Origin of the sequence: Myxococcus qinghaiensis, from assembly GCF_024198215.1 — a bacterium.
Classification (GTDB): Bacteria; Myxococcota; Myxococcia; order Myxococcales; family Myxococcaceae; genus Myxococcus; species Myxococcus qinghaiensis.
Genome location: NZ_JAKCFA010000020.1, coordinates 23972 through 48006, shown reverse-complemented (window position 1 = coordinate 48006; position 24035 = coordinate 23972). Strand labels below are relative to the sequence as shown.

Here is a 24035-nt window from a genome sequence, read left to right as displayed (position 1 = left end):
CTCACAGCGTGGCGGACAGCCGCCCGGCCGCGTCGCGCAGCGTGACGACGTCGCACTCGGACTTCAGCCAGCCGAAGATTTCGCGCAGTCGCTCCAGCTTCTGACTCGCACTGACGCGCAAGTCCCGCTGCTGGCGGACGAGCACGTCGGGAATCCCGTCCGTCGCGTCGAGCACGTCGACGCCATGCAGCTCGAAGTTGAAGAACGCGTCGCGACGGAAGGCGCGCCACGCCCCGCGCAGGGTGCGCAGCGGCAGCGTGGTGGCGAAGGTGCCGATGAACGGAAAGCGCAGGGCGGGCGTCACCGCCATGGGCAGCTCCAGCACCGGCCCCGAGCCCCGTCGATAGGGCCGCGCCGGGTCCGGGCGGTACGGCGTCCGGGGCGCGAGCAGCACGCCGGGCGTGTCGAGCACCGAGCGGGACGGACGCCCCAGGAGCGACAGCGCGCCCATCACCGCCGCCTTGGCCGCGTAGTAGGGCGCTGCGGGAAAAGCGGACGAGCCATACCGGTAGCCCAGCTCCACCGTGGCCGCGTACAGGTCCGCGTTCAGCGTGTAGCCCGGCGCGCGGAAGCCCTCGGGGCGAGCCCCCGTGGCCGCGAGGATGGCGGCGTCCGCGCGACGCAGGTCCTCCAGGATGGCGGCGGGGCCCCGGCGCGTGAGCGCGTAGTCATGCGCGTGGCTGTGGCTCGCCACCTCGATGCCCGCTTCATGGGCCGCGCGCATGCCCGCGGAGGCGACGGCGTCTGCATCCAGGTCCTCGCCGATGGCGAAGAAGGTGCCCGGCGCACCGAGCGTGTCGAGCAGCTCGCGGAAGCGAGGCACCGCCACCGCATGGACGAGGGAGCGGGCGCGCGCATCCAGCAGCGACTCCGGCAGGCCGTGAATGCGGCAGTAATGTGGCAGCGAGTCGAGGTCGACGGAGATGGACGCCAGCCTCACGGTGCGCGCCCTCCCCTGCTCACGTTCCGCGAACGCGGATGACGTAGAACAGCTTGCCCACGTTCTTGAGCACGTTGGGCACGCGCTTGAAGAGGTGGATGGACGGCTGGCGCTTCTCGTGGAGCTGGATGGGAATCTCCATCACGTTGAGCCCCTCGCGCCAGGCGCGGATGACGAACTCACTGGCGAACACGTCCATGTCCACCACGCACTTGTGGATGACGGGCAGGAGCGCCTCGCGGCGGAACGCCTTGAGTCCGTGCGTGTCCGTGCCCTTGAAGCCCAGCGTCACCTTCAAGAGCTTGTTGTGCACCCGGGTGGCCGCGCGGCGGATGAGGGGCCGCTGGTCGCTGGCGCCCTTGGCCGCCTTGGAGCCGATGACCATGTCCGCATCGCCCCGCTCCAGACGCGGCAGCGCGGCGTCGTAGAAGGTGAGATCGCAGAGGTCGATTTCGTCGCAGACGACGTAGGTGCCCCGGGCCATGAGGATGCCGGCCTTGAGGGCGACGCCGTAGTTCGGGCGCTCCGAGTGGAACCAGCGCAGGCGCGGGTGCTTCGCGCACAGCTCGTCGAGAATCTGCGGCGTGGCGTCCCGCGAGCCGTTCTCCGCGAAGATGATTTCGTAGTCGAGGCCGCGCGCATCCAACCCCTGGCGGAGCTCGTCCGCCGCCGAGGTGATGATGGACTCCTCGTTGTAGACTGGGATGACGACGGACAGGTGCGGTGCCATGGAATCAGGTCCGGACAAGCGACAGTCCGGTCCGCCTAGCACGCCCCGCGCCACCCGTCGACAAGATGCGACGCGGCGCGGCTCGACTTCGTCAGCCGTTGTTCAGCGCCCGGGCACACGCCCGCCCGCCGAGGATGGCGTCCTCCATGGACGAGTACTCCCACTGGCCATACCGCCCCGCCGTGAGGATGCCCGCGTGCTCCAGGAAACGGAGGATTTCCGCCTTCGCGGGCCCGTAGGCGTCGTCATAGAGGACGTAGGCGTGGGGAATCTCCCGGGCCTGGGCGAAGAGGACGTCGTCCGCGGAGTGGATCATCTGCGAGCGCAGCAGGTCCTCCACGGCGTACTTCTCCGCGGCGGCCGGGGACAGCTCGCCGTGGTGGCTGTACTCCACGTAGAACGTCGCGGTGTCCTTGGGCGCCAGCGCGTCGTACACCGCCGAGGGCGAGCCGATGCGGTACGTGTGGAACTCCGGCTCCGGCAGGTAGATCCAATGCCAGGGCTGCCGGTTGGCGCCCTTCGCCGCCACGGCGACGTAGGTGACGGTGGTGGCGCGCAGACGCTTCGCGGCGGCAATGACTTCGTCGGGAACCCCCGAGGCGCCCTGGGCCAAAAGCCGAACCAGCCCCGGTAGCGACACGGTGGACACCAGCCCCGAATAGGACAGCGACCTGCCATCGGACAGCACGACCTTGCGCGCCTTCCAGTCGATGGAGGTGGGCTCGGTGCGGACGCTCAGCTCGCCGCCCTTCAGGTCGCGCAGCATGGCGCGCGCCAGGCTCTCGATGCCACCCTCGCGCGGGTAGACGAAGGACGCGTTGTAGCCCACGGCATCGCTGCCGGCGCCGAGCGCTCCGTCCACCACTTCCTTGAGCGAAGGACGCGGCACGAAACGCCCCACCCAGGCGGCGGACAGCTCTCGCGGGTGCACCGTCCAGAGCTTCTGGTTGTAGGGCACCATGAAGTTCTTGGCGAAGCCCTCGCCCATGTAGCGGAGGATGAACTCCTCGAAGTCGCGAGGCTCCCGCTCACGCAGGGCGCGGCCCTTCTCGCCGTAGATGGCCTCCACGTAGCCGACCAGGTTCTCCGCGACGACGTCCGGCGGCAGCCCGTGGGTGTTCACCTGGTACGGGAAGCGCGTGAAGACTCCGCGCGTGAAGATGCCCGCCTTGCGCTGGATGCGGACCATCTGCCCCGGCAGCCAGCGCGTGTTCACCAGCTCCTGGATTTCGGCGTCTCTCAGGTGGAGCCAGTGGCCGGTGGGGTCGAAATAACACCCATCGATGACCTCGGTCTTGATGAGGCCGCCGACCCGGTCCGACTTTTCGATGAGGCGCCAGGGCTTCTGGAGGAAATGGGCGGTGGACAGACCCGCGAGCCCCGCTCCCAGGATGACGATGGGTTCCATACCGGGTCGGTCCTACCACCTCCGCGCAGTGAGGGGGGAGCCGAACCCGCCGTGCCAGGGCCGCGAATTCTCAGGCCCCCTCGGTTGCCCGCTTGGGAGTAAAGGGGGGGACCGCTTCCACTGCGGGCTGGCGCGTTCTTTCCGGGCTGGAAACGCCTCTGGTAGCCTGCGCGCGCCGGTCCCGTCGAAGGAACCCCATGAAAGTCTCCTGCCCGTCTTGCCAGACGAATTACAACATCGATGACAAGCGGATCCCCCCGGGTGGCGCGAAGCTCAAGTGCGCCCGGTGCCAGACCACCTTCCCCATCCGTCCAGAGGGAGTGAGCGCAGCGGCCCCTGCCGCGCCTGCTCCGTCGGCCGCCGCCATTCCGCTGCCGGGCGCCGTCTCGGCCGCACCGAGCTCCGCCGCGATTCCCCTCCCCGGCGCGGCTCCCTCGGGCGCCATCGCGATTCCTCTCCCCGGCGCGGCTCCCTCGGGCGCCATCTCCCTGGGGCATGACGCCATTCCGCTCCCCGGCGCGGCGCCACAGTCCAGCGACTTCGGCTACGACGCGGGCGCGATTCCGCTCCCCGGCGCGGCGCCACAGTCCAACGACTTCGGCCACGACTCGGGCGCGATTCCGCTCCCGGGCGCGGCACCGCAGGTCGATGACGGCTTTGGCTACGACGCGGGTGCCATTCCCCTTCCTGGTGCCGCGCCACAGGTCGACGACGGCTTCGGCTATGACGCCGGCGCGATTCCCCTTCCCGGCGCGGCGCCGCAGTCCGACGGCTTCGGCTACGACGCGGGCGCGATTCCCCTCCCGGGCGCGGCGCCCCAGTCCGACGACTTCGGCTTCGACCCGAGCGCCGGCGGCGACGCCATTCCACTGCCGGGCGCGGCGATGCCTTTCGACTCCGGAGCCATTCCGCTTCCAGGGGTCGCATCGTCGTCCGGCGCCATTCCGCTTCCCGGCGCGGCGGACCCGTTCAGCGAGGGCTTCGACGACGTGGAGCCTCCCGTCCGGCAGGACCGGGATGTGACGCGCGTCGTGGCCATTCCGCTGCCCAACGCCGCGTTCCGAGAGACCGCCCGGCCCGCGGCGCCTCCCGAGCCCAAGTCCAACCGCGACTTCGACTTCTCCGACGACGACTCGCTGGCGCCGCCGGTGGACCTGGCGCAGGGCCCCGTCGACATGCCCGACGTGACGGGCACCGCGCGCGACTTCGACTTCTCCGACGACTCGCTGCCCGTGCCCGCGCAGCCCCAGGCGGAGGCGGATCCATTCGCCTTCGACGTCGAGACGCCGAGCGGCGAGGCCACCGCCTTCGCGCTGCCGCCCACGCCGAGCCCCGTCCAGGCCACCTATCCGCCGGTGGAGGATGACCCGTTCGCCCTGCCGCCTCCTCCCGAGTACGCGCAACAGCCGTCGATGACGGACGACCCGTTCGCGCTGCCACCGCCTCCGGTGGATGGGGACCCCTTCGCCCTGCCTCCGCCGCCCGCGTACGCGCAGGCGCCGATGGAGGAGAACCCCTTCGCCCTGCCGCCTCCGCCCACGGGGGGACCGTCGTTCGACTTCGCCGAGCTGCCCGTGCCCGCGGGCGAGGACCCGTTCGCGCTGCCGCCTCCGCCCTCGAGCGGAGGGCTGGACTTCTCGGACCTGCCGTCGCCCGCCGCGCAGTCCATGGACTACTCGGACCTGCCGTCGCCGGCCGCGCCGCCCCAGGACCTGTCGTTCGACTTCGCCGCGCCGCCCACGCCCGCGTTCAACGCGGACTTCGGCTCCGCGCCGGTGCCGGACTTCAGCCTCGACTTCGCCGAGCCGCCCCCTCCCGCCGCGCCGCCTCCGCCCGCCTCCTTCAATCCCTCGGTGGACTTCGGCGACGTGGACTTCGGGATGCCCCCGGCCTCCGCGCAGTCCGCTGGCGTCCCGGACTCGCTGGAGTTCGACCCCACCGCGCGGCCCGGTGACGACCTGGAAGCGGACCTCTCCGACCCGCTGCCGCCTCCGCCCAACGCGGGCCCGGCGGACGGCCTGGAGATGCTGTCCTTCATCGACGACGCCGCCAGCCGCGAGACAGGACAGGCCGGCGCGAAGGTGCGCCGCTTCCACGTCCGTCGCCGCTCCGGCAAGGTGTTCGGTCCCTTCGATGAGGGCGTCGTCGTCAAGATGCTCGAGGACGGGCAGCTGCTCGGCAACGAGGACGTCTCGCTCGACTCGGAGCAGTGGTCGGCCATCGGCACCATCCCCACCTTCGCCTCCGCCATCCAGCGGCTGATGGAGGGCCCGTCCAAGGTGGTGGCCACCGCCCCCGTCGCCACCGCGTCGGACACGGAGGCGCCTCGCGCCGACCCGGGCGGGACGCAGGCGAACATGCGTCGCCTGGAGCAGCTCTACGAAGGCCGCATGGCCGCGGTCTCCGTCGTGGACCGCAGCGGCGCCGACGCGAAGATAAAGAAGCGCATCCCCCTGTTCATCGCCGCCGGCGTGGCGGTGCTGCTCCTGGGCATCGGCGTGGGCACGGAGTTCGGCACGCGCTACGGCGCCTTCGGTCGCCGCGCCCTGTTCCCCGCGCGCGTCTCGGACGGCTCGCCCCAGGCGGAGCTGGTGAAGCAGGCGGGGCAGGCACTCCTTTCGGACACCTTCGCCAGCTACAAGCAGGCGCACACCCTCTCCGCGCAGGCGCTCCAGGAGAAGGAGTACCCGGCGGTGCGCTCGCTGTGGTGCCAGTCCGTCTACTACCTGCAGCGCAAGTACGCCGCGGCCGACATGGCGGACATGAGCCGCTGCCGTGACTCGATGGCGGACATCGCCCTGCTGGGCGAGAAGGACGTCGACGTCATCAAGGCCACCGCGTCGCTCGCGCTCACCTCCCGACAGGCGGACGCCGCGCTGGCGCCGCTCCTGGACGCCTACAGTCGCGAGGCGAACCATGCGGACCTGGAGCTGGCCTTCCTCGTGGCCGAGGCCCAGGCGATGAAGCGCGACCCGAACAGCGCCATCGAGACCCTGAAGAAGGTGCTCGCCGCGGACCCCAAGTCCGCCAAGGCCCACCACGCGCTGGGCAACCTGCACCAGGCCGCGGGCCGCGCCGACGATGCCGCCGCTTCGTACGCCGCCGCGCTCGAGGCCGACCGCAAGCACGCCTCCTCCGCCGTGGAGCTCGCCGCCGTGCAGCTCCTGGTGCGCAAGGACGCCGAGAAGGGCACCCAGTCCATCGACGAGGCCCTGGCCGAGGACGTCCAGTCCGCGCTCGGCCCGGCGGAGCTGGCCCGGGCCCGGGGCCTCAAGGGCGTGGCGCTCTTCCACCAGCACAAGCCCAAGGAGGCCGAGGCGGAGCTGAAGTCCGCCATGGAGAAGGACCCCCAGTCGGACTTCCTCAAGGCGCAGCTGGCCCACGTGCTGCGCGCCCAGCGCAACTACGAAGGCGCCCTGCCCCTGTACACGGCGCTGGCGTCCGAGGAGAGCGACAACCTGGAGTACGCCGACGGCCACATCACCTCGCTGGTGATGACCGGGAAGATGCAGGCGGCCCTGGATGCCGTGCAGAAGGCCAGCGGGCAGTTCCCCAACGAGGCCCGCATCGCCTACCTCTACGGCCGCATCGAGGACGCGCTGGACAAGCTCTCCGAGGCGGAGGGCCACTACAAGCGCGCCATCGCCGCGGACGCCGCGCTGGTGGAGGCCAACCTCTACCTGGGCCGCTTCTACCTGCGTCAGCGCCGCAACGCGGAGGCCCGCACCCAGTTGGAGCAGGCCGCCACCAAGGCCCCGGAGCACGCGGGCGTGCGCTCCGGTCTGGGCGAGCTGGCCCTGGCGGAGAACAACGCCCTCTTGGGCCAGCAGGAGTTCGAGCGCGCCGTGCAGCTGGACCCCAACCTCGCCGACGCCCACCTGGGCCTGTCGCGCGTGGCGCTGCTCAATGGGGACTTGGAGAAGGCCCAGACGGAGGCCAACCGCGCCCTGGAGCTGGACCCGCACCTCTTGAAGGACGGCCGGCTGCAGCGCGGCATCGTCCTGTGGCGCCTGGGCAAGCTGGACGAGGCCGTGGCCGAATTGGAGAAGGCCAAGGCCGAGGACCCCCGCTCCACCACGATTCCCATCACCCTGGGCGCCGTGCTGCTGGAGCGCGGAGAGCTGCCCAGCGCGGAGAGCAACCTGGGCCTGGCGCTCAGCAACGAGCCCTCCAACCACGAGGCGCTCTACTACCTGGGGCTCGTGAAGGCGAAGCGGCTGGAGTTCACCCAGGCCATGGACGCCATGCGCAAGGCCGTGGAGCGCGCCCCCAAGCGCCCTGACTACCACTACGCCTACGGCGTCATCCTCCGCGACGCGAAGAACCTGCCGGACGCCATGCGCGAGTGGAACACCGCCGTGGAGCTGGACCCGGCCAACGCGGACGCGCACGAGGCGCTCGGCCACGCCCACCTGGAGAACGGCGAGTTCGACGAGGCCATCGCCTCCTTCGAGGACAGCCTCAAGGCCGACCCGCGCCGCACCCGCGTGCTCGGCTCCATCGGCGACGCGTACTTCAACGCCGCCCGCTGGAACGACGCCATCAAGCGCTACCAGACGGCCCTCAAGGCGGACGCGAAGCTGACCCACGTCTACTACAAGGTCGCCCGCGCCTTCACCGAGCAGGCCCAGCACGCCAAGGCCATCGACTGGTACCGCAAGGCCTCCAGCGTCGAGCCGGAGAACCCGATGACCTACTACTACCTGGGCTTCGCCTATAAGGAGAAGAACAAGCGCCGGGAAGCGGTGCAGGCCTTCAAGGACTACCTCGTGAAGAAGCCGGACGCGACGGACAAGAAGGACATCGAGGAAGAGATCTACGACCTGCAGAACTAGCCGCCAGCCGACAGCCGGCCGTCCTTCCAGGGATGGCCGGCGTCAGGCGGTTCGGGCCCGGGGCGTCCGCCCTTGAGCACCCCGGGCGCGAGGAGTCTTGCTGCCGCCCACCGAGGGTGACTACAAGGCGTCCCCCATGCTGGACCTCCGGAACGTTGCGCAGAACTTCGATGCGGTCGTCGCTCGCCTGAAGACGCGGGGCGGCAACCTCGACCTCGGCCCCTTCCAGGCGCTGTTCTCCGAGCGTGGGGAGCTGAACTCCTCCATGCAGTCGCTGGCCGCGCGCCGCAACGCCGCCAACGAGGAGATGATGAAGAAGGCGAAGGAGGACCCCAAGGCGCTGGACGCGCTGCGCGGCGACCTTCGCGCCGTCTCCCAGGACATCAAGGACAAGCAGAACCGCCTCAATGAGGTGGAGCAGGAGATCAACCGCATCCTCCTGCTCATCCCCAACTTGCCGCACGAGTCCGTGCCCGTGGGCACCAGCGCGGACGAGAACGTCCAGGTGAAGAGCTGGGGTGAGAAGCCGAACCTGCCCTTCACGCCGAAGCAGCACTTCGAGCTGGGGGAGAAGCTGGGCATGCTCGACTTCGAGCGCGCCGCGAAGGTCTCCGGCAGCCGCTTCACCTTCTACAAGGGCGCCCTGGCGCGGCTGGAGCGTGCGCTCGTCACGTTCATGATCGATGTGCACACCCAGAAGGGCTACACGGAGCTCTTGCCGCCCTACCTGGTGCTGCGCGAGACGATGATGGGCACGGGCCAGCTGCCCAAGTTCGAGGACGACGCCTTCAAGACGCTGGGCGACCCCGAGCGCTTCCTCATCCCCACCGCGGAAGTGCCCGTCACCAACTACCACGCGGACGAAATCCTCGAGGGCGAGTCGCTGCCCATCCGCTACTGCGCCTTCAGCCCGTGCTTCCGCGCGGAGGCCGGCGCCGCCGGCAAGGACACCCGCGGCCTCATCCGCCAGCACCAGTTCCACAAGGTGGAGATGGTGAAGTTCGCCCAGCCCGACAAGAGCCTGGAGGAGCTGGAGTCCATGACGGACGACGCGTGCGACATCCTGCGCCGCCTGGGCCTGCACCACCGGGTGATGCTGCTGTGCACCGGCGACATGGGCTTCGCGGCCCGCAAGACGTACGACATCGAGGTCTGGCTGCCGGGGCAGAACGCGTACCGGGAGATTTCGTCCTGCTCGGACTGCGGCGACTTCCAGTCCCGCCGGGCGAAGATTCGCTTCCGGGCCCAGAAGGGGGACAAGCCGCAGCTCGTCCACACCCTGAACGGCAGCGGGCTCGCGGTGGGCCGGACTTCCATCGCCATCCTGGAGAACTACCAGCGGGACGACGGCACCGTCGCCATCCCGGAAGTGCTCTGGCCCTACATGGGCGGCATCAAGGAACTGAAGCCGCTCTAGAACTGTGATCATCCGCTTGCAACGGGCGCGGAATGAGGTAGAAGGGCGGCCCCACGGCCGACGTCGGTCCGAGGGCCGCCACCGGCTGAAGTCGTTGTATGGAGGCGTGGCCGAGCGGTTGAAGGCAGCGGTCTTGAAAACCGCAGAGGGTGCAAGCTCTCCGTAGGTTCGAATCCTACCGCCTCCGAATTTGTGCTTGAATTTTGCGGTTCTTTGACAGAGAAGAGTTGGAGAGATGGCCGAGAGGCTGAAGGCACAGGTTTGCTAAACCTGCATACTCGAAAGGGTATCGAGGGTTCGAATCCCTCTCTCTCCGCCACCTGTTTGTTGTAGCAGCGCGTGAAGATTTTGCTCCCTTAGCTCAGCTGGATAGAGCGTCGGACTACGAATCCGAAGGCCGGAGGTTCGAATCCTCCAGGGAGCGCTCCCTTCTTTTTCACGCCGTCTCCATGAGTGACGAAGCTTTCATGCAGCAGGCCCTCGCGCTCGCGCGGGAAGCCGCGACACTCGGAGAGGTCCCCGTCGGTGCGGTAGCGGTCCATGATGGAAACATCATCGGAACGGGCTTCAACCGCCGCGAAGTGGACCGCAATCCCCTCGCCCATGCGGAAGTCCTCGCGTTGGATGCCGCTCGCAGGCATCTGGGTGTCTGGCGGATGACGGGCGTCACGCTGTACGTGACGTTGGAACCCTGCGCGATGTGCGCTGGTGCGCTGGTGCAGTCCCGGGTGACACGCCTCGTTTTTGGCGCCATGGACCCGAAGGCAGGTGCAGTCGGCTCTCTGTACAATCTGGCCGAAGAGCCTCGTCACAACCACCGGCTCCAGGTCACGAGTGGTATCCTGGCGGAAGACAGCCGGATTCTTCTAAAGTCGTTCTTCGAGCGCTTGCGCGCGAAGCGACGCGACAATTGAATACTTGGAGAGCTGGCCGAGTGGTCGAAGGCACCTGACTCGAAATCAGGCATACCGGGAACGGTATCGTAGGTTCGAATCCTACGCTCTCCGCTCCAGACTTCTTGGAGAGGTGGCCGAGCGGTTGAAGGCGCACGCCTGGAACGCGTGTATATCTGAAAGGGTATCGTGGGTTCGAATCCCACCCTCTCCGTAGTTGTTGTTTCAGCAGTCGATGTCTACATCCTTTGTGGTCGGGACAACGTGGGGGCGCGAACCCCGCCAGGTCCGGAAGGAAGCAACGGTAGCGATCTACCGCGTGTGTCCCGGCCGTTCTGAAGAGCCAGTCTCCCGTCTCGGGGGCTGGCTCTTCGCCTTTGCGGGCTAGAGCACGGAAGGGAACGACGGGCACCCTGCTCGCGCCCTCCCCCGCCGGCCTGCTCCCCTCAGTCCCGGACGAGCAGCGTCTCGCGGCCGATGCGCTGGGCGATGCGGAAGCCCGCGGCCTGGATTTCGGGCAGGGCCCGGTCCTCGAAGGTGACGACGCGGTTGAAGCGCCGCTCGCGCATGCCCTGCTGGAAGGCACCGTCCCGGGGCCAGTCGCAGGTGAGCCAGGGAATCTGCTGGCCCAGGTAGAAGAAGCCGCCGGAGCCCCACAGCCCCTCGTTGACGATGACCAGCCCTGTCGCGCCGCCCATGCGCGTCGCCGCGACGATGGCTCGGAACTGGTCCGCGCGGAGATCATTGGGCGGGAAGAAGTACGCGGAGGCGAGCCCCGAGGCCACGGCCACCGAAGCCAGCCCCCAGCGCAGGACTCCCTGGGCCCGCGAGGTGATGAAGCCCGCGACGACGGGGGCCGCGGCGAGGAGCCCCAGCACGAGGGCCGGGTAGAGGAAGCGCTCCTCCTTGTGCGCGGTGGCCAGGAGCACGGCCAGGTAGATGACGGCGCACGTGAGCGGCAGGGAGACACTGGCCTTGCGCTTCAGGGCCCAGAGGCCGAGCGGAATGGCGGCCCAGCCCCAGAGGGGCACCGCCGACAGCAAGGGGAGCGCATAGAAGCGCGGAGCCGCCGAGCCGAAGCGGGCCGCCGCCTCTCCGGACAGGACGTTGAAGCGGACGTACTTGAAGAACGAGTGGAAGGGACTGCCCCAGGTGAGGTGGTCCAGCAGGCCCAGCCCCGCGGCGACCGCGATTCCCCCCAGGCAGGTGAAGGCCAGCAGTTTCCAGCGTCGAGCGACCATCAACCACAGGAGCGCCGCGACGACGCAGATGGCGGACGGGTAGCGCGTGACGACAGCCAGGCCCAGGGCCGCGCCACCGACGAGGCCTGCCCTGCCCTCGCGCTCGCGCCGGTCCAACGCCTCCATGGCCACGATGAGGAAGGACGTGGAGAAGGACTCCGCCAGCGTGCGTCCGGCGAAGACGAGCACCGGCCCATAGAGGCCCAGCAGCAGGACGGCCAGCCAGCCGCCCATGGGGCCAGCTCGACGGGCGGCGAAGCGCCAGGCGGCCCACAGGCTCCACGCATGCAGCGCGAGCTGAGGAAGGGCCACCACCGCGCGATAGCCCTGCGGGTCGGTGATGCCGAGCACCCCCGCCAGCCTGAGGAAGGCCGCCAGCACCCCAGGCACAGCCCAGTTGCGGATGCCATCGCGCCACTCCCACGCCAGCACGCCGTAGCCATGGACGCGCCAGTAGGCGGGCTCCAGGGCTTGATACACCTCATCGGGATGGATGCGGCCCAGCTGCGTCACCGCGACGATGGCCGGCAGGAGCGCTACGCCCGCGAGGGACAGCCACAGAAGGAGTGCATGCTTCCGAGACTCGGGACGAGGTGCGTCAACCGGCGGGTTCTCGAGCGACACGGGGGCGGTGGGTGCTTCGGGCAGGGGTGCGGACACGGGCGTCGGGGACTCTCCCCGGCCCCGCGCCCGGGTGCAAGCCAGGTGACGTTTGTCCGGCAGGCCCTCGCTCGGGTAGGAACTCGGGTTCCCTGAGGAGGAAGACACATGCCGGACGTCATCGTGGTGGGAGCGGGACACAACGGGCTCGTGACAGCGGCGATGCTCGCGCGCCGGGGCCTGTCAGTCACGGTCCTGGAGGACAAGGACGTCATCGGCGGAGCGTGCCGCACGGAGTATCCGTTCAAGAGCGCGCCGGGGCTCGGCGTGTCCACGGGCGCGTACCTCCTGGGCCTGATGCCGCCGGAGCTGCTGCGCGAACTGGAGCTGGACCTGCCCCTCAAGCGGAGGGACCCGCACTACTTCCTGCCCACCACGGGCAAGCGATATCTCCTGTTCGGCTCGGATGAGCGCGAGCTGAAGCGCCAGTTCCTGGAGTTCTTCTCCCAGGAGGACTGGGAGGCCAACCAGGCGATGAACGCGGAGCTGGGCGCGCTGCGCGATGACCTGGCCCCGTCGTGGCTCTTGCCCCCGCTCTCCATCGAGGAGACCGCCGAGCGCTACATCCGGCCCGCGCTGCGGCGGAACTTCATCCAGCTGTGTCAGGGCTCGGCGCGCCAGTACCTGGAGCGCTTCCGCTTCAAGTCAGACTTCGTGAAGGCGATGTACGCGGTGACGGACGCGTTCTCCGGACTGGACGGTGGCTATGACACGCCAGGGACGGGCATGAACCTGCTCGTCCACAACATGTGCCGGCTGCCCGGCAGCGGCGGCACGTGGATGATTGTCGCCGGCGGCATGGGCACTGTCACCCAGTCCATCGCCAACGTCGCGCGCAAGTACGGCGCCACCATCCGCACGGGCGCGAAGGTGACGTCGGTCCGCGTGGATGCGGGCGTGGTGAAGGGCGTGGTGCTGGAGAACGGCGAGGAGCTGAGCGCCAACGTCGTCATCTCCAACGGCGACCCGTTCCGCACGCTGAAGCTGGTGGACTCGGCGGCGCTGCCGGCGGACTACCGCGCGAAGGTGAACGCGATGGCGGTGCCGGGCACCACGATGAAGGTGAACCTGTGCCTGAAGGAGCTGCCCACCTTCACCTGCCTGCCCGAGGACCGGGGCCAGTTCGGTCCCACCATCCACCTGCTGCCCCAGGAGGACGACGTGCTCGGCGCGCTGGAGCGCTCGTACCGCGAGACGCAGGCGGGCAAGCTGTCGGAGTTCCCCTCCATCGAGTGGTACATCCACACCACGGTGGACCCCACGCTGCGCGACGCCGAGGGGCACCACAACTCCGCCCTCTTCGTGGAGTGGGTGCCCTACAAGCTGGAGGGCACCACGTGGGAGAAGGAGGAGTCGAAGTACGTGCAGCACCTCTTGTCCATCTGCGACCGCTTCGCCCCGGGTACCAGTGACAAGGTGCAGGAGTACTTCGCCCTCACACCCCCGAAAATCGAGAGCCACTTCGGAATCACGGGCGGTCACATCCACCATGTGGACAACAAGCGGGGCTTCACCGACCGGCTGCCCTACGAGACGCCGGTGCAGGGGCTCTATTTCTGCAGCGCGGGCTGCCACCCCGCCGGCAGCGTCATCGGCGCGGCCGGGCACAACGCGGCGGGCGTGGTGCTCAAGGCCCTGGGACGCTGAGTCCGAGCGCCTGGAGATGGATCCTCCGCGCCGTCGTGTTTAGATGAAGGCCCCCATGAGCTACCTCGTCCTCGCGCGTAAATGGCGCCCGCAGAAGTTCGATGACATGACCGGACAGGAGCACGTCGTCCGGACCATCGCGAACGCCATCAAGATGGACCGGGTCGCTCATGCGTACCTGTTCTGTGGCCCTCGTGGTGTTGGCAAGACGACGGCCGCTCGACTGCTCGCCAAGGCCCTCAACTGTGACAAGGGCCCCACGGCGACCCCGTGCGGCGAGTGCCGGGCGTGCATCGAAATCGCCAACGGCACCAGCGTGGACGTGGCGGAGATCGACGGTGCGTCCAACAACGGCGTGGAGAACGTCCGCGAGATTCGCGAGAACGCGAAGTACCTGCCGCAGCGGGACAGGCACAAGATCTACATCATCGACGAGGTCCACATGCTGTCGGGAGCGGCGTTCAACGCGCTGCTCAAGACGCTGGAGGAGCCGCCCGGTCACGTGAAGTTCATCTTCGCGACGACGGAGGCGCACAAGCTCCCGGACACGATTCTCTCGCGCTGCCAGCGCCACAACTTCCGCCGCATCTCCGCGGCGCGGATGCTCCAGCGGCTCCAGGAGATCTCCAAGGCGGAGGGCGCGGGAATCTCGGACCGCTCGCTGTCGCTCGTGGTGCGCCAGTCCGAGGGCGGCATGCGCGACGCGCTGAGCCTCCTGGACCAGATTCTCGCCTCGTGCGGTGCCAGTCCGACGGATGAAGAAGTCGCCGAGGCCCTGGGCGCCATCGACCGGACGATGGTGCAGGACTTCGCCGAGGCGCTGGTGCGCAAGGACGCCAGGCGCATCCTCGAGCGCGTGGAGGAGGTCTTCAACCGCGGGCTCGACTTGAAGCGGCTCGCGGAGGAGCTGGCGCTCCAGTTGCGCCACCTCTTCGTCACGAAGACGCTGGGCGAGGCGCCCGCCGAGCTGGCCGAGTCCGAGCAGAAGGCGCTCATCGCGCTGGCGAAGGAAGCGGAGAGCGCGCAGCTCACCCGCCTGTTCGACATCGTGCATGGCAGCGTCTGGGATGTGTCGCGTGCGGCGCAGCCGAGGCTCGCGTTGGAGATGGCGCTCTTGAAGGCCATCCAGTTGTCGCCGGGTGGTTCCATTCCGGAGCTGCTGGCGCGGGTGGATCGGCTCGCGGCCGGACTGCCCCAGGGTGAGGGAGCCAACAAGACCAATGCTGGAGCGCCAGGAGGTCGCTCCAGCTCCACGAACTTTCGCGCCTGAGCCTCGACCGGCTCCTCGTCCGGAAGTCCCCGCCCCGACGCCTCCCGCCCGGGAGGCGCACGGTGCGACCCCTGATTCCGCTGCTTCGATAGCGCGGGCGCCCTCGGCGACACCCGCGCCCGCTGCAAGTGCGTCCGGCCATCGCCCCACCGACGATGCTCGGATGGATGCGACACCGCGATTCGCGGAGCCCGCGCAGGGAGCACCTCGCGACTTCGGAGCCGCGCGCGATGCCGAGTCAGCACAGGGCTCGCCTCGCGATGCCAACACCGCTCGCGACGCTGAGTCCGCACAAGGCTCACGGGCGCCCTTCGCCCAGAGCGCTTCGCTCGATGCCAACACCGCTCGCTATGCCGAGTCCGCACAAGGCCCGCAGGGCCCTGGCGTTCAAGCGGCGCCACGTGACTTTGGAACCTCGCGCTACGACGAGTCGGACTACGTGGCCGAGCCTCCGGATGACATCGAGCTGCCTCAGCACTCTGGCGGCGCATCGGACTCAGGACCCTCGGGTGCCTGGAGCCCGCCTCCGACCCCTACCGTCGCGCCCCCCGTCGCCGCCACCGGACCGGTGATGGCCGGCCTGCCGCCCTCCGCCGCGCGCCCCTTGTCCTTCCTGCGCAACGCCCCCAGCGGACAGGCCAGCACGGAAGCCCCTCCTCGCTCCGGGGGCTTCGCGGTCGAGTCTCCCCTGCCTTCGGGCCCCGTCCTGGATGGCCTGCCGCCCACCGCCGCCCGTCCCCTGTCCTTCCTGCGCCAGGGCTCCTCCGCCCCACCGGCTCCCTCCGCGCCCGTGGCCTCGCCTGGACCTCACGCCGGAGCCACTCCACTCTCCCGCACCACCGAGGCCGCGCCCAACGTCCGCGTCATCAACGTCCGAAAGCCGGAGGCCCCACCCGCTCCTCCTGAGTCCGTGCCCGTCGATGACGAGGACTCGCGCTTCTACCCGGAGGAAGCCTCCCCGGGCGGCTGTGCCTCTGGCGAGTGCATCCCCGAGCCGGAACTCCAAGCCCCCGCCGCCGAACCCGAGCCCGAACCGGCTCCCATGATGGCCGCCGCGCCCGCACCGGCGGCCGCCCGAAGCCGCGACAACCCGAACCTCCCGCTGATTGAGCGATGGCGCGCCGCGGTGGAGAGCGTGAAGGCGTCCTCCCTTCGCCATGGCACCGCGCTCGCCAACGGACGACTCGTTTCGATGAAGGCCGGGGAGATCATCCTCGGCTTCCTGCCCTCCGCCGGCCTGCACCGCATGACGGTCACCGCCGCGGCGGGCAAGGCCGTCATCGACAAGCTCCTCGCCGAGCACTTCGGCCGGGCGGTGAAGCTGTCCTTCCAGGACGTGTCCGCCGACGACACGCGGGCCTCGTTCAGCATCGCCGAGCGGGACGCGCAGAGCCGGGCCACCCACGAGAAGAACACCGAGAGCAAGGTGCGCAACCACGCCGCGGTCCGCGCCGTGCTCCTCCGGCTGGGTGGAGAAATCGAGCACATCCAGATCTACGAGCCCGAGCGCCCCTCCGCCGCCTCGCCCGCCGACGCTCCAATCGAAGCTCCCGACGAGAGCGCCTGACTTTGTCCCCGCGCAACGGTAGGGTGCGCGCCACACTCCACGCCCGAGCGGACCCATGAAGGGTGCCGCTCCCCCGAGTACCGAGGAAGCACATGCCTGGCGTCGACCTGAACTACTTCATCCGGCAGGCGAACAAGCTGACGGAGAAGATTGAAGAGCGGAAGCAGAAGCTGGCCGATGAGACCGTCGAGGCCAAGGCCGGCGATGGCCGCGTCACCGTGGTGGCCAACGGCATCCAGGAGATCCGCAGCATCAAGATCGACAAGGAAGCCATCGACCCGAACGACACGTCGATGCTCGAGGACCTCATCACCGCCGCGGTGAATGCCGCCCTGGCGAGCAGCCGCCAGCACATGCAGAGCGAGCTGGCCAAAATCTCCGGCGGCATCAAGATCCCCGGCGTTACCTGATACCGGATGACGCCCGATCCGCTGAACCGCCTCGTCGCCCAGCTCGCGAAGCTGCCGGGCATTGGCGAGAAGACAGCCCAGCGCCTCGCGTTCCACATCCTGCGCGCTCCCGGTGAGTACGCCGCGGAGCTGTCGCAGGCCATCCGCGAGGTGAAGGAGAAGGTGCACCTGTGCGTGCGCTGCTTCTCCCTCACCGACACGGAGACCTGCGGCTTCTGCCGCGACCACCGCCGCGACGAGCGCGTGCTGTGCGTCGTGGAGACCTTCGCGGACCTGATGGCGCTGGAGCGCACCCGGGAGTTCAAGGGTCGCTACCACGTCCTGCACGGTGTGCTGTCTCCGCTGGAGGGCATCGGCCCCGAGCAGCTCCGCATCAAGGAGTTGCTGGGGCGCCTCAACGACAGCCAGGTGGAGGAGCTCATCCTCGCCACCAACCCTGACGTCGAGGGCGAGGCCACCGCGCTGTACCTGACGCGCCTGCTCAAGCCCATGGGCCTGCGCGTCACCCGCATCGCCCAGGGGCTGCCCATGGGAGGCGACTTGGAGTTCGCCGACCAGGCCACGCTGGCGAAGGCGCTCTCCGCCCGCCGCGACCTCTGAGGCACGACGCGGCGCCCTGCTCCGGCGCCGCGCTTCTTCCCACCGCTACCGCGTCAGCCGCCAGGCGAACGGCACCAGCACGTTCACCTCTTCGTCGCGATGCGCGGGGAAGCGCAGCCGCTGCGCCTGGGACTGGAGGCAGCGGCCCACCGCCGTCTCGGCCAGCGGCCCTCGCACGCCCGCGCGCACGGCGCCCGACGAGGCGATGGAGAACTCCACCTGCACCTGCCCCTCGGTTGACGGCAGGTCCGCGCGGTTCTTCTCGAAACACGCGGTGATGCGCGTGCGTCCCTTCTCCACCACGCGGGTGATGTCCCCCACGCCCAGCGTCACGCGCTTCTTGGCCGGCGGCGCCTTCAGCACCTTCTCGGCCACCTCCTCGTCGTCCTGTCCCACGGTGCTGGGAAGCGCAGCCTGCGCCCCCACCGCCTCGGGTTTGTCGCCCTCGGGAGCGGCCTCGGCCCCCTGCGCCACTGAACCCACTCCCGTCGGGGCGGCCACCGGCTCGGAAGGCGGCGTGGGGACGGGGTCGGGCTTCTGGACCTTCTGGCTCACGTCATTCGCCAAGGGAGCCACGGGAGCAGGCGCCACCACCTCGCCTCCCGAGGCGGGCGCGACGAGCTGCCGGTAACCCACGAGCCCCACGCTCGCGAGCAGCAGGCCTCCCGCGAGGCCGACGACGAGCGGACGCCACCCTCGGGAGCGCGGCGCCTCGACGGGCGGAACGGAGTTCTCGGTGGCCGGCGTCTTCGTCGCGGCGGGCACCAGGCCCGAGGACGACGCGGGAGAGCGTGCCCCCCAGCCGCGCGCGGTGGCGACATCGGTGCTTCCGCCCACGGAGGCCGGAGCGCCCACCACGTTCGTCCCCGTCTCCATCAACCCCGTCGCCTGGGTGACGACCCCGAGGGCCGCGGAGAGCGAGGCCAGCGTGGGGATGCGGGTGCGCTCGGTGAAGCGCTCGTCGCCGAAGTGCGAGCGAAGGAATGCGCCAAGCTGCGGCGTGCCCGCGGAGCTCAGGTGCGCGCCGAGGAAGGCCTCCAGCTCCTCGGCGAAGGCCTCCGCCGTGGGGTGACGGTCCTCCGGGAACGGGGACATCGCCTTGAGGACGATGGCCTCCAGCTCCAGGGGCAGGTCGGGTCGCAGCTCGCGCGGGCGCTTGAACTCGTTGTGCAGGAGCGCGTTGAGCACCGCGAGGTCGTTCTCCCGCGAGAAGGGCCGCACGTGCGTGAGCGCCTCGAAGAGGCTGACGCCGAGCGCGAAGATGTCCGCGCGGCGGTCCACCTCCCCGCCCTTCGCCTGCTCCGGCGCCATGTACATGTACTTGCCCTTCACGACGCCGGTGCGCGTGTTGGCGAGCCTCGACTCGGCCTTGGCGATGCCGAAGTCCAGCACCTTCACCTGCCCCTGGTACGTCAGGTACAGGTTCGACGGAGAGACGTCGCGGTGCACCACGTTCTGCGGCTGCCCCATCTCATTGGCGAACTCGTGCGCGTAGTGCAGCCCGCGCGCCGAATCGATGAGCACCCGCAGCACAATCGGGAACGGCAGGTACTGCCGCCGACGCCCCGCCAGCCGCAGCGTCGTGGAGAAGTCCTCGCCCGCGAGGTACTCCATGCAGATGTAGTAGCAGCCCTCCGTGAAGCCCAGCTCCTGAATCTGGACGATGTTGGGGTGCGCCAGCTTCGCCGCCAGCCGCGCCTCGTCCCGGAACATCTCCACGAAGTCGGGGATGCTCGACAGGTGCGGCAGCATCCGCTTGATGACGACGTTGCGCTCGAAGCCGTCCGCGCCCAGCAGCTTGGCGAGGAAGATCTCCGCCATGCCGCCCTCGGCCAGCTTCCGCACCAGCACGTACGGCCCATACGGGCGCAACAACGGCGGCGGGACTTCCTCGGAGCCGGGATGTGTCGTCTGGGTGGGTGACATCCTCAGGGCCCTCGCTGTCGAAGGGTGCGGACCGTATGGACATCCGGGGCACCAGGACGGGTCATCTTAAACACCAGCACCGGGGGCGCGCCCACTGGCTCCACCCAGGTATCGAAGCGGTGCTTGCCGTCCAGGGAGACAGGACGTCCATTGATGGACACGCGCGCATTCACGGGCGCCACGCCCGAGGCCCGGACCTTCTCCGCGGCCTTCTGGCCATTGCGCGGCTGCGACACCAGCAGCATCGGTACTGAGTTGTCGTACACCAGCTCAAGCTTGTTCATGCGTCCCCCCTTCAGTTGCTCGCCCGTCGCCGACAGCGGCGTGACGGACCAGAGGTAGCTGCCCTCTCCCAGCGCGCCCGCGTCCAGCGCCGCGCGGGCCTCCGTCACCGTGCGCTCGGCCACTGGCTTCTCCAGCGCGCCCGCCCGGTACACCGCCACTTTGTACTTCGCCGCCGAGGCCTCCTCCGCATAGGTGAACGTCACGGACGGCGGCTTGTCCTGGTAGAAGATGGTCGTCTTCTCCAGGCCCTCGGGCACCACGTTGCGCACGCGGTCCAGGTCTCCGCCGAGCCGCTCCGGACCGAACGTCGCGCTGCCCTTCACGAGCTCCTCGCCGTCCTTGCCGCGCACCCGCCAGTACAGCGTGCCGCGCGCGGGGGCGGGCACGTTGACGAAGGACTGGAACACCGTGCCGGACAGCAGGGGCCGCGTGAAGGCCGTGTCCGAGGCCACCTCCACCGTCACCTCGCCCTCCTTGTCCCAGCCGAAGGCCACTTCGGGCAGCCCCTGGTGGTAGACCTCCACGCCGTCGCCCGCGCCGAGCAGCAGCGGCGCCGGCCCGAGCGCCTCGATGCGCGCCTGGCCCGAGTCGCTCGTCACCGTCGCCCGCTCACCCGCCCGCAGCGGCTGGCGCACGTCCCCGCGCACCAACGTCACGCGCCCCGTGTGCGCATCGACCAGATAGCCCGACGAGGTGCGCCGCACCGCGAGGCGCGACGCGCCGTCACCCTCCAGCGTGAGGCCGGGCAGCACCACGCGGCTCTCGCGTCCCTGCGCGAGCTGGACGCCGAGGCCACCCTGGCGCAGGTCCATTCGGGCCTCGTCCCGAGTGCCCCCCTGCCCCGCGCCCTCCAGCACCATCTCCGCCGACGGACCGAGCGACAACTGAGACGTCGACCCCTTCAGCATCAACTCCGCGGTGCCATTTCCGCGCGTGCGCACGCCGTCTCCCGGCGCCAGCACGTCACCCTCGGCGCGCAGCGGACGCCAGCGCTTGGAGTCCTTGCCGCGCAGCTCCGCTCGGCCCGAGCCCACTCGCACCGTCACCTCGATGGGCGCGAGTTCCACCAATCGCGAGCCGCGAAGCAGCAGCTCCGCCCGCCCCGCCGTCACCTCGACCGAGTCGCCCTCCGACGCGCGCAGCTGCTGGCCATCCTTGGACACGAACTCGATGGCGCCCAGCTTCACCTCCACGCGGCCAGCGTCCTTCGTCACCTGCACGCTCACCTCGCTGGGCTCGGAGCCCACGCGCGTGAGACCGAAAGGTGTGAGCAGCGTCAGCGCCACCTTCTTGCTGCTGGGAGGAGTCCCGGCGGGCCGGGCGGGGACACGCGACAGCACGATGCCTCGCTCCACCGTCAGCACCAGGCTCCCCCCCTCTTCACCCACGCCGACGCGCGCATCGGCGCCCACTTCCACCGAGCGCCCGTCCGCGAAGCGCATCGTCGCCGCGCCCGTCGCGCCCGTCTCCAGCGCATCGCCCGAGTACAGCGGTCCTTCCCGCGCGGGGACCTTCTTGCCGGCGCGCTCCACCACCACTTCGCCGGACAGGCCCTCCAGGCGCGCCAGCTCCACGGCGGGCCCCGCGTCGACCACCGCCGGAGTCTCCGCGACGGGGACGGACGGAGCCGCCGCCTCCTCGTCACAGGCCGCGACGACGAGCAGGAGGGCCAGGAGCCAGGGACGCGCGTTACTCACCGTGGGTGCCTCGGAACGAAACGACATTGAACAGGGCTCGCGCGCCGTCCTTCAGGAGGACCACGGGCGAGGGACGCAGGAGACTCACGGGTGCGTCCTCGGAGAGAAATCGACGTTGAGGTAGGGCCGCTCGCATTCCTTCAGCGAGGCCACGAGCCGAGGAGGCATGTCGCTCACCGCCGCTGCCTCGGGAAGAGGTCGACGTTGAAGATGACCTGCTCGCCATCCTTCAAGGTGACGAGCTTGGACTGCGACAGGTAGCCGCGCGCGGAGATGGTGATGCGGTAGGTGCCACCCTTCACCTTGAAGGTGAACGCGCCCTTGGCGTCCGTGCGCGCCTTCACCTTCGCCTGGGGAATGAGCAGCGTGGCCGCGACGGGCTTTCCGCCCCGGGCACTGCGCACCTGCCCCGTGAGCGTCGCCGGCTCACCCTTGCGCTCCGACGCGAGCGGCACGGACAGCTTCGTCTCCTGCCCCGCGACGATGACGGCCGCTTCTTCCGCCACACGATAGCCCTGCGACTTCGCCACCACGGACACCGGCCCCGGCGGCAGCGCCTTCACCCACGCCTCGCCCTTCAGGTCCGTGCGCACCTCCACGGTCCCCACCGTCAGGCGCACACCCGGCAACGGCACCCCGTTGCCCGCGCTCACCACCGTAATCTTCAGGCCCCCCGTGGCCGGAGGCAGCTTGCGCGCGCGCACCGCCAGCGCCACGCGCCCACCATCCTCCACGGTGACTCGACCCTCGGCGGGCTCGTAGCCCTCCACGCTCACCCGCGCCACGACGTCACCGGGGGGCAGCTCCACATCCTCCAGCGTGCCCTGCGCATCCGCCTCGCGAGGCGCGCCCTCCACGCCTCCCGACACCAGCACCACCCGCGCTCCCGACAGCGGCGCTCCCGACTCCAAGTCCAGCACCTGGAGCGACAGCCCGCCCGCTGGCGCCCGCGCGGGAAGTGGTGCCGGCTCCGGAGCCCGAGCCTCGGGCGCATCATTCCAGGCCAGCTCCAGCGCGGCGCCCACCCGGCGCATGCGCTGCTCGGACCGGGTCCCATCCGCGAGCGTCACCGTGTCCTGCACGTGCTGGAAGTCCACGAGCAACGTGCCGGACCACCGCTGCGTCCCCGTCAGCGGGAACAGCAGCGCGCCCCCCGCCGCGAAGCCCTTCGCCTCCGCCTTCGTCCCCGCCGAGTCGCGCACCGCCAGCGACACCGGCACCTCGCCCCGCGCCTCCACCTCCAACCGGGTGAACAGCGGCAGCCGCAGGCTCCCCGTCACCAGCGCCGCATGCCGCACCCCGCGCGACAGCACCGGCTCCGAGGACGCACCGAAGTGCGGAAGCTGCGCGAAGCCGTAGCCCGCGCCGACCTCCGCCCGCAGCGGCCCCAGCCAGGTGCGCACCTTGGGGCCCACCGACGCCCGCAGCAGGCTGCCGCCGGTGATCCGCAGCGAGCCCTCCTTGAGATCAAACCCCTCCCGCTGCACGGCCGCCCACCCGCCAAGCCAGGAGCCCGCCCAGACCGAGCCCACCGCCGCCAGATCATTCGGCGTGAAGCCGTCATACGTAAGTCCAGGCCCTACATCCGCCTGGGCTCCGTTCCGGAGGGCCACGCCGTAGCGCAGGCGCAGCGAGGCACGCTCGCGCACCTCCTCCGCCCGAGCGGACGGGGAGCCGACCAGCACCAACAGCAAGGGCGCCAGACGCGCCAGGATGGGGGCAAGGGGGCGTGGGGGCGTCAAAGCCCGGCGGAGTATAGAGAAAGCCGCGAGCACTCCCAAACCGGCCCCGTCCGGGCTTTCAGAAAGCCCTCCAAGGCGCTTGACGGCAACCCCCTGGGTGGCGGGGGCTGGATGCCGGGCGTGTTCTCACCCCGACGCGCGGATGGCTTCTTGCTGGAGTGGAGGGGCTTTGCTAAGCATCCTCACCGTCGGTAGCGCCTCGTCTAACCTCCGGGATTCACTCCAGAAACAATCGGGGTGTTGCCGTGAGACGGGCGAGCGAACGCTGAGGAGCGCATACGCCCATGGGCACGCAACTGGTGATGTACGAAGAGGAGTTCACCAAGATCAACGCCGTTTGCGACCGGCTCACCAAGGACGCGAACGCGAAGGTGGTGTTCCTCGTCGACAAGAACGGGCAACTCATCTCCTCGGCCGGGCAGACGCAGAACATCGACACCACGTCCCTGGCCTCGCTGACGGCCGGCAACGTGGCGGCGATGGGCGGACTCGCCAAGCTGATCGGTGAGAACGAGTTCCCCAACCAGTTCCATGAGGGGGCGAAGGACTCGCTCTACATGACCATCGTCGGCAGCCGGGTCGTGCTGGTCGTCATCTTCGACAACCGCACCAGCCTCGGCCTCGTCCGCCTTCGCATCAAGAAGGCCAGCGACGAGCTCACGAAGATCTTCGAGAGTCTGGTGAAGAAGACGGACGCCCCGGGTGCCGGGTCGCCGTTCGCCGAGATCTCCGACGACGATATCGACAACCTCTTCAGCGAGTAACCC

At 69.6% G+C, this 24035-nt stretch carries 16 protein-coding genes, 5 tRNA genes and 1 other RNA gene; 15 read left to right on the top strand and 7 right to left on the bottom strand.

Annotated elements, in window-relative coordinates:
- Window position 1: 1 nt before the first annotated feature.
- From LZ199_RS32110 to LZ199_RS32100, 3 genes are all read right to left on the bottom strand, one after another.
- On the bottom strand, window positions 2-940 hold the full coding sequence (locus LZ199_RS32110; RefSeq protein WP_253997567.1) for a polysaccharide deacetylase family protein: 939 nt from the start codon (window positions 938-940) through the stop codon (window positions 2-4).
- Between the two features lie 19 nt (window positions 941-959).
- Window positions 960-1670: a glycosyltransferase family 2 protein gene (locus LZ199_RS32105; RefSeq protein WP_253997566.1), complete on the bottom strand. Its 711-nt coding sequence runs from the start codon at window positions 1668-1670 to the stop codon at window positions 960-962.
- Between the two features lie 91 nt (window positions 1671-1761).
- Window positions 1762-3078, bottom strand: a complete 1317-nt coding sequence (locus LZ199_RS32100) for a protoporphyrinogen/coproporphyrinogen oxidase (protein WP_253997565.1) — start codon at window positions 3076-3078, stop codon at window positions 1762-1764.
- A 197-nt stretch (window positions 3079-3275) separates the two neighbouring features.
- On the opposite strand from LZ199_RS32100, the gene LZ199_RS32095 reads away from it, so the two are divergent.
- The 9 genes from LZ199_RS32095 (at window position 3276) to ffs (ending at window position 10563) form a co-directional block, all read left to right on the top strand.
- The gene (locus tag LZ199_RS32095; RefSeq protein WP_253997564.1) at window positions 3276-7913 is read left to right on the top strand and encodes a tetratricopeptide repeat protein; all 4638 of its coding nucleotides are present in this window, start codon (window positions 3276-3278) and stop codon (window positions 7911-7913) included.
- 136 nt (window positions 7914-8049) lie between these two features.
- Window positions 8050-9330, top strand: coding sequence for a serine--tRNA ligase (gene serS, locus LZ199_RS32090; protein ID WP_253997705.1), 1281 nt, complete (start codon window positions 8050-8052; stop codon window positions 9328-9330).
- A gap of 100 nt (window positions 9331-9430) precedes the next feature.
- Window positions 9431-9517: transfer RNA gene (locus tag LZ199_RS32085), tRNA-Ser, on the top strand.
- A gap of 42 nt (window positions 9518-9559) precedes the next feature.
- A tRNA-Ser gene (locus tag LZ199_RS32080) sits at window positions 9560-9649 on the top strand.
- Between the two features lie 31 nt (window positions 9650-9680).
- A tRNA-Arg gene (locus LZ199_RS32075) sits at window positions 9681-9754 on the top strand.
- Between the two features lie 25 nt (window positions 9755-9779).
- Window positions 9780-10244 carry a tRNA adenosine(34) deaminase TadA gene (gene tadA / locus LZ199_RS32070; protein ID WP_163866763.1) on the top strand — a complete coding sequence of 155 codons (465 nt, stop codon included), beginning with the start codon at window positions 9780-9782 and terminating at the stop codon, window positions 10242-10244.
- Between the two features lie 6 nt (window positions 10245-10250).
- Window positions 10251-10337, top strand: a tRNA-Ser gene (locus tag LZ199_RS32065).
- Between the two features lie 13 nt (window positions 10338-10350).
- Window positions 10351-10437 (top strand) — tRNA-Ser (locus LZ199_RS32060).
- Window positions 10438-10470: 33 nt separating this feature from the next.
- Window positions 10471-10563: signal recognition particle sRNA small type (gene ffs, locus LZ199_RS32055), an RNA gene on the top strand.
- 106 nt (window positions 10564-10669) lie between these two features.
- Here ffs and LZ199_RS32050 read toward each other — a convergent pair.
- A complete protein-coding gene (locus LZ199_RS32050) occupies window positions 10670-12124 on the bottom strand; it encodes a glycosyltransferase family 39 protein (RefSeq protein WP_253997562.1) in 1455 nt (484 codons plus the stop codon).
- Window positions 12125-12232: 108 nt separating this feature from the next.
- Between LZ199_RS32050 and LZ199_RS32045 the strand changes: the two genes are divergently transcribed.
- The 5 genes from LZ199_RS32045 (at window position 12233) to recR (ending at window position 17618) form a co-directional block, all read left to right on the top strand.
- Complete coding sequence (locus LZ199_RS32045) at window positions 12233-13771, top strand: phytoene desaturase family protein (protein ID WP_253997561.1); 1539 nt, start codon at window positions 12233-12235, stop codon at window positions 13769-13771.
- 55 nt (window positions 13772-13826) lie between these two features.
- Entirely contained in the window at window positions 13827-15041 is a 1215-nt protein-coding gene (gene dnaX, locus LZ199_RS32040) for a DNA polymerase III subunit gamma/tau (protein WP_253997560.1), read from the top strand.
- A gap of 163 nt (window positions 15042-15204) precedes the next feature.
- Window positions 15205-16608: a DNA polymerase III subunit gamma/tau gene (locus LZ199_RS32035; RefSeq protein ID WP_253997559.1), complete on the top strand. Its 1404-nt coding sequence runs from the start codon at window positions 15205-15207 to the stop codon at window positions 16606-16608.
- 92 nt (window positions 16609-16700) lie between these two features.
- Window positions 16701-17018: a YbaB/EbfC family nucleoid-associated protein gene (locus LZ199_RS32030; protein ID WP_163866760.1), complete on the top strand. Its 318-nt coding sequence runs from the start codon at window positions 16701-16703 to the stop codon at window positions 17016-17018.
- A gap of 6 nt (window positions 17019-17024) precedes the next feature.
- Window positions 17025-17618, top strand: a complete 594-nt coding sequence (gene recR, locus LZ199_RS32025) for a recombination mediator RecR (RefSeq protein WP_253997558.1) — start codon at window positions 17025-17027, stop codon at window positions 17616-17618.
- A gap of 45 nt (window positions 17619-17663) precedes the next feature.
- Here recR and LZ199_RS32020 read toward each other — a convergent pair whose 3' ends face one another.
- The 3 genes from LZ199_RS32020 to LZ199_RS32010 all read right to left on the bottom strand — a co-directional run bounded on the left by LZ199_RS32020 (window position 17664) and on the right by LZ199_RS32010 (window position 23211).
- Window positions 17664-19544, bottom strand: coding sequence for a protein kinase domain-containing protein (locus LZ199_RS32020; protein ID WP_253997557.1), 1881 nt, complete (start codon window positions 19542-19544; stop codon window positions 17664-17666).
- 2 nt (window positions 19545-19546) lie between these two features.
- Window positions 19547-21526 (bottom strand): FecR family protein, encoded by a 1980-nt coding sequence (locus LZ199_RS32015; RefSeq protein WP_253997556.1) that lies wholly within the window; start codon window positions 21524-21526, stop codon window positions 19547-19549.
- Between the two features lie 173 nt (window positions 21527-21699).
- On the bottom strand, window positions 21700-23211 hold the full coding sequence (locus tag LZ199_RS32010) for an MSCRAMM family protein (protein ID WP_253997704.1): 1512 nt from the start codon (window positions 23209-23211) through the stop codon (window positions 21700-21702).
- A gap of 341 nt (window positions 23212-23552) precedes the next feature.
- Between LZ199_RS32010 and mglB the strand changes: the two genes are divergently transcribed.
- Window positions 23553-24032: a gliding-motility regulator GTPase-activating protein MglB gene (mglB, locus tag LZ199_RS32005; RefSeq protein WP_163866756.1), complete on the top strand. Its 480-nt coding sequence runs from the start codon at window positions 23553-23555 to the stop codon at window positions 24030-24032.
- Window positions 24033-24035: the final 3 nt, after the last annotated feature.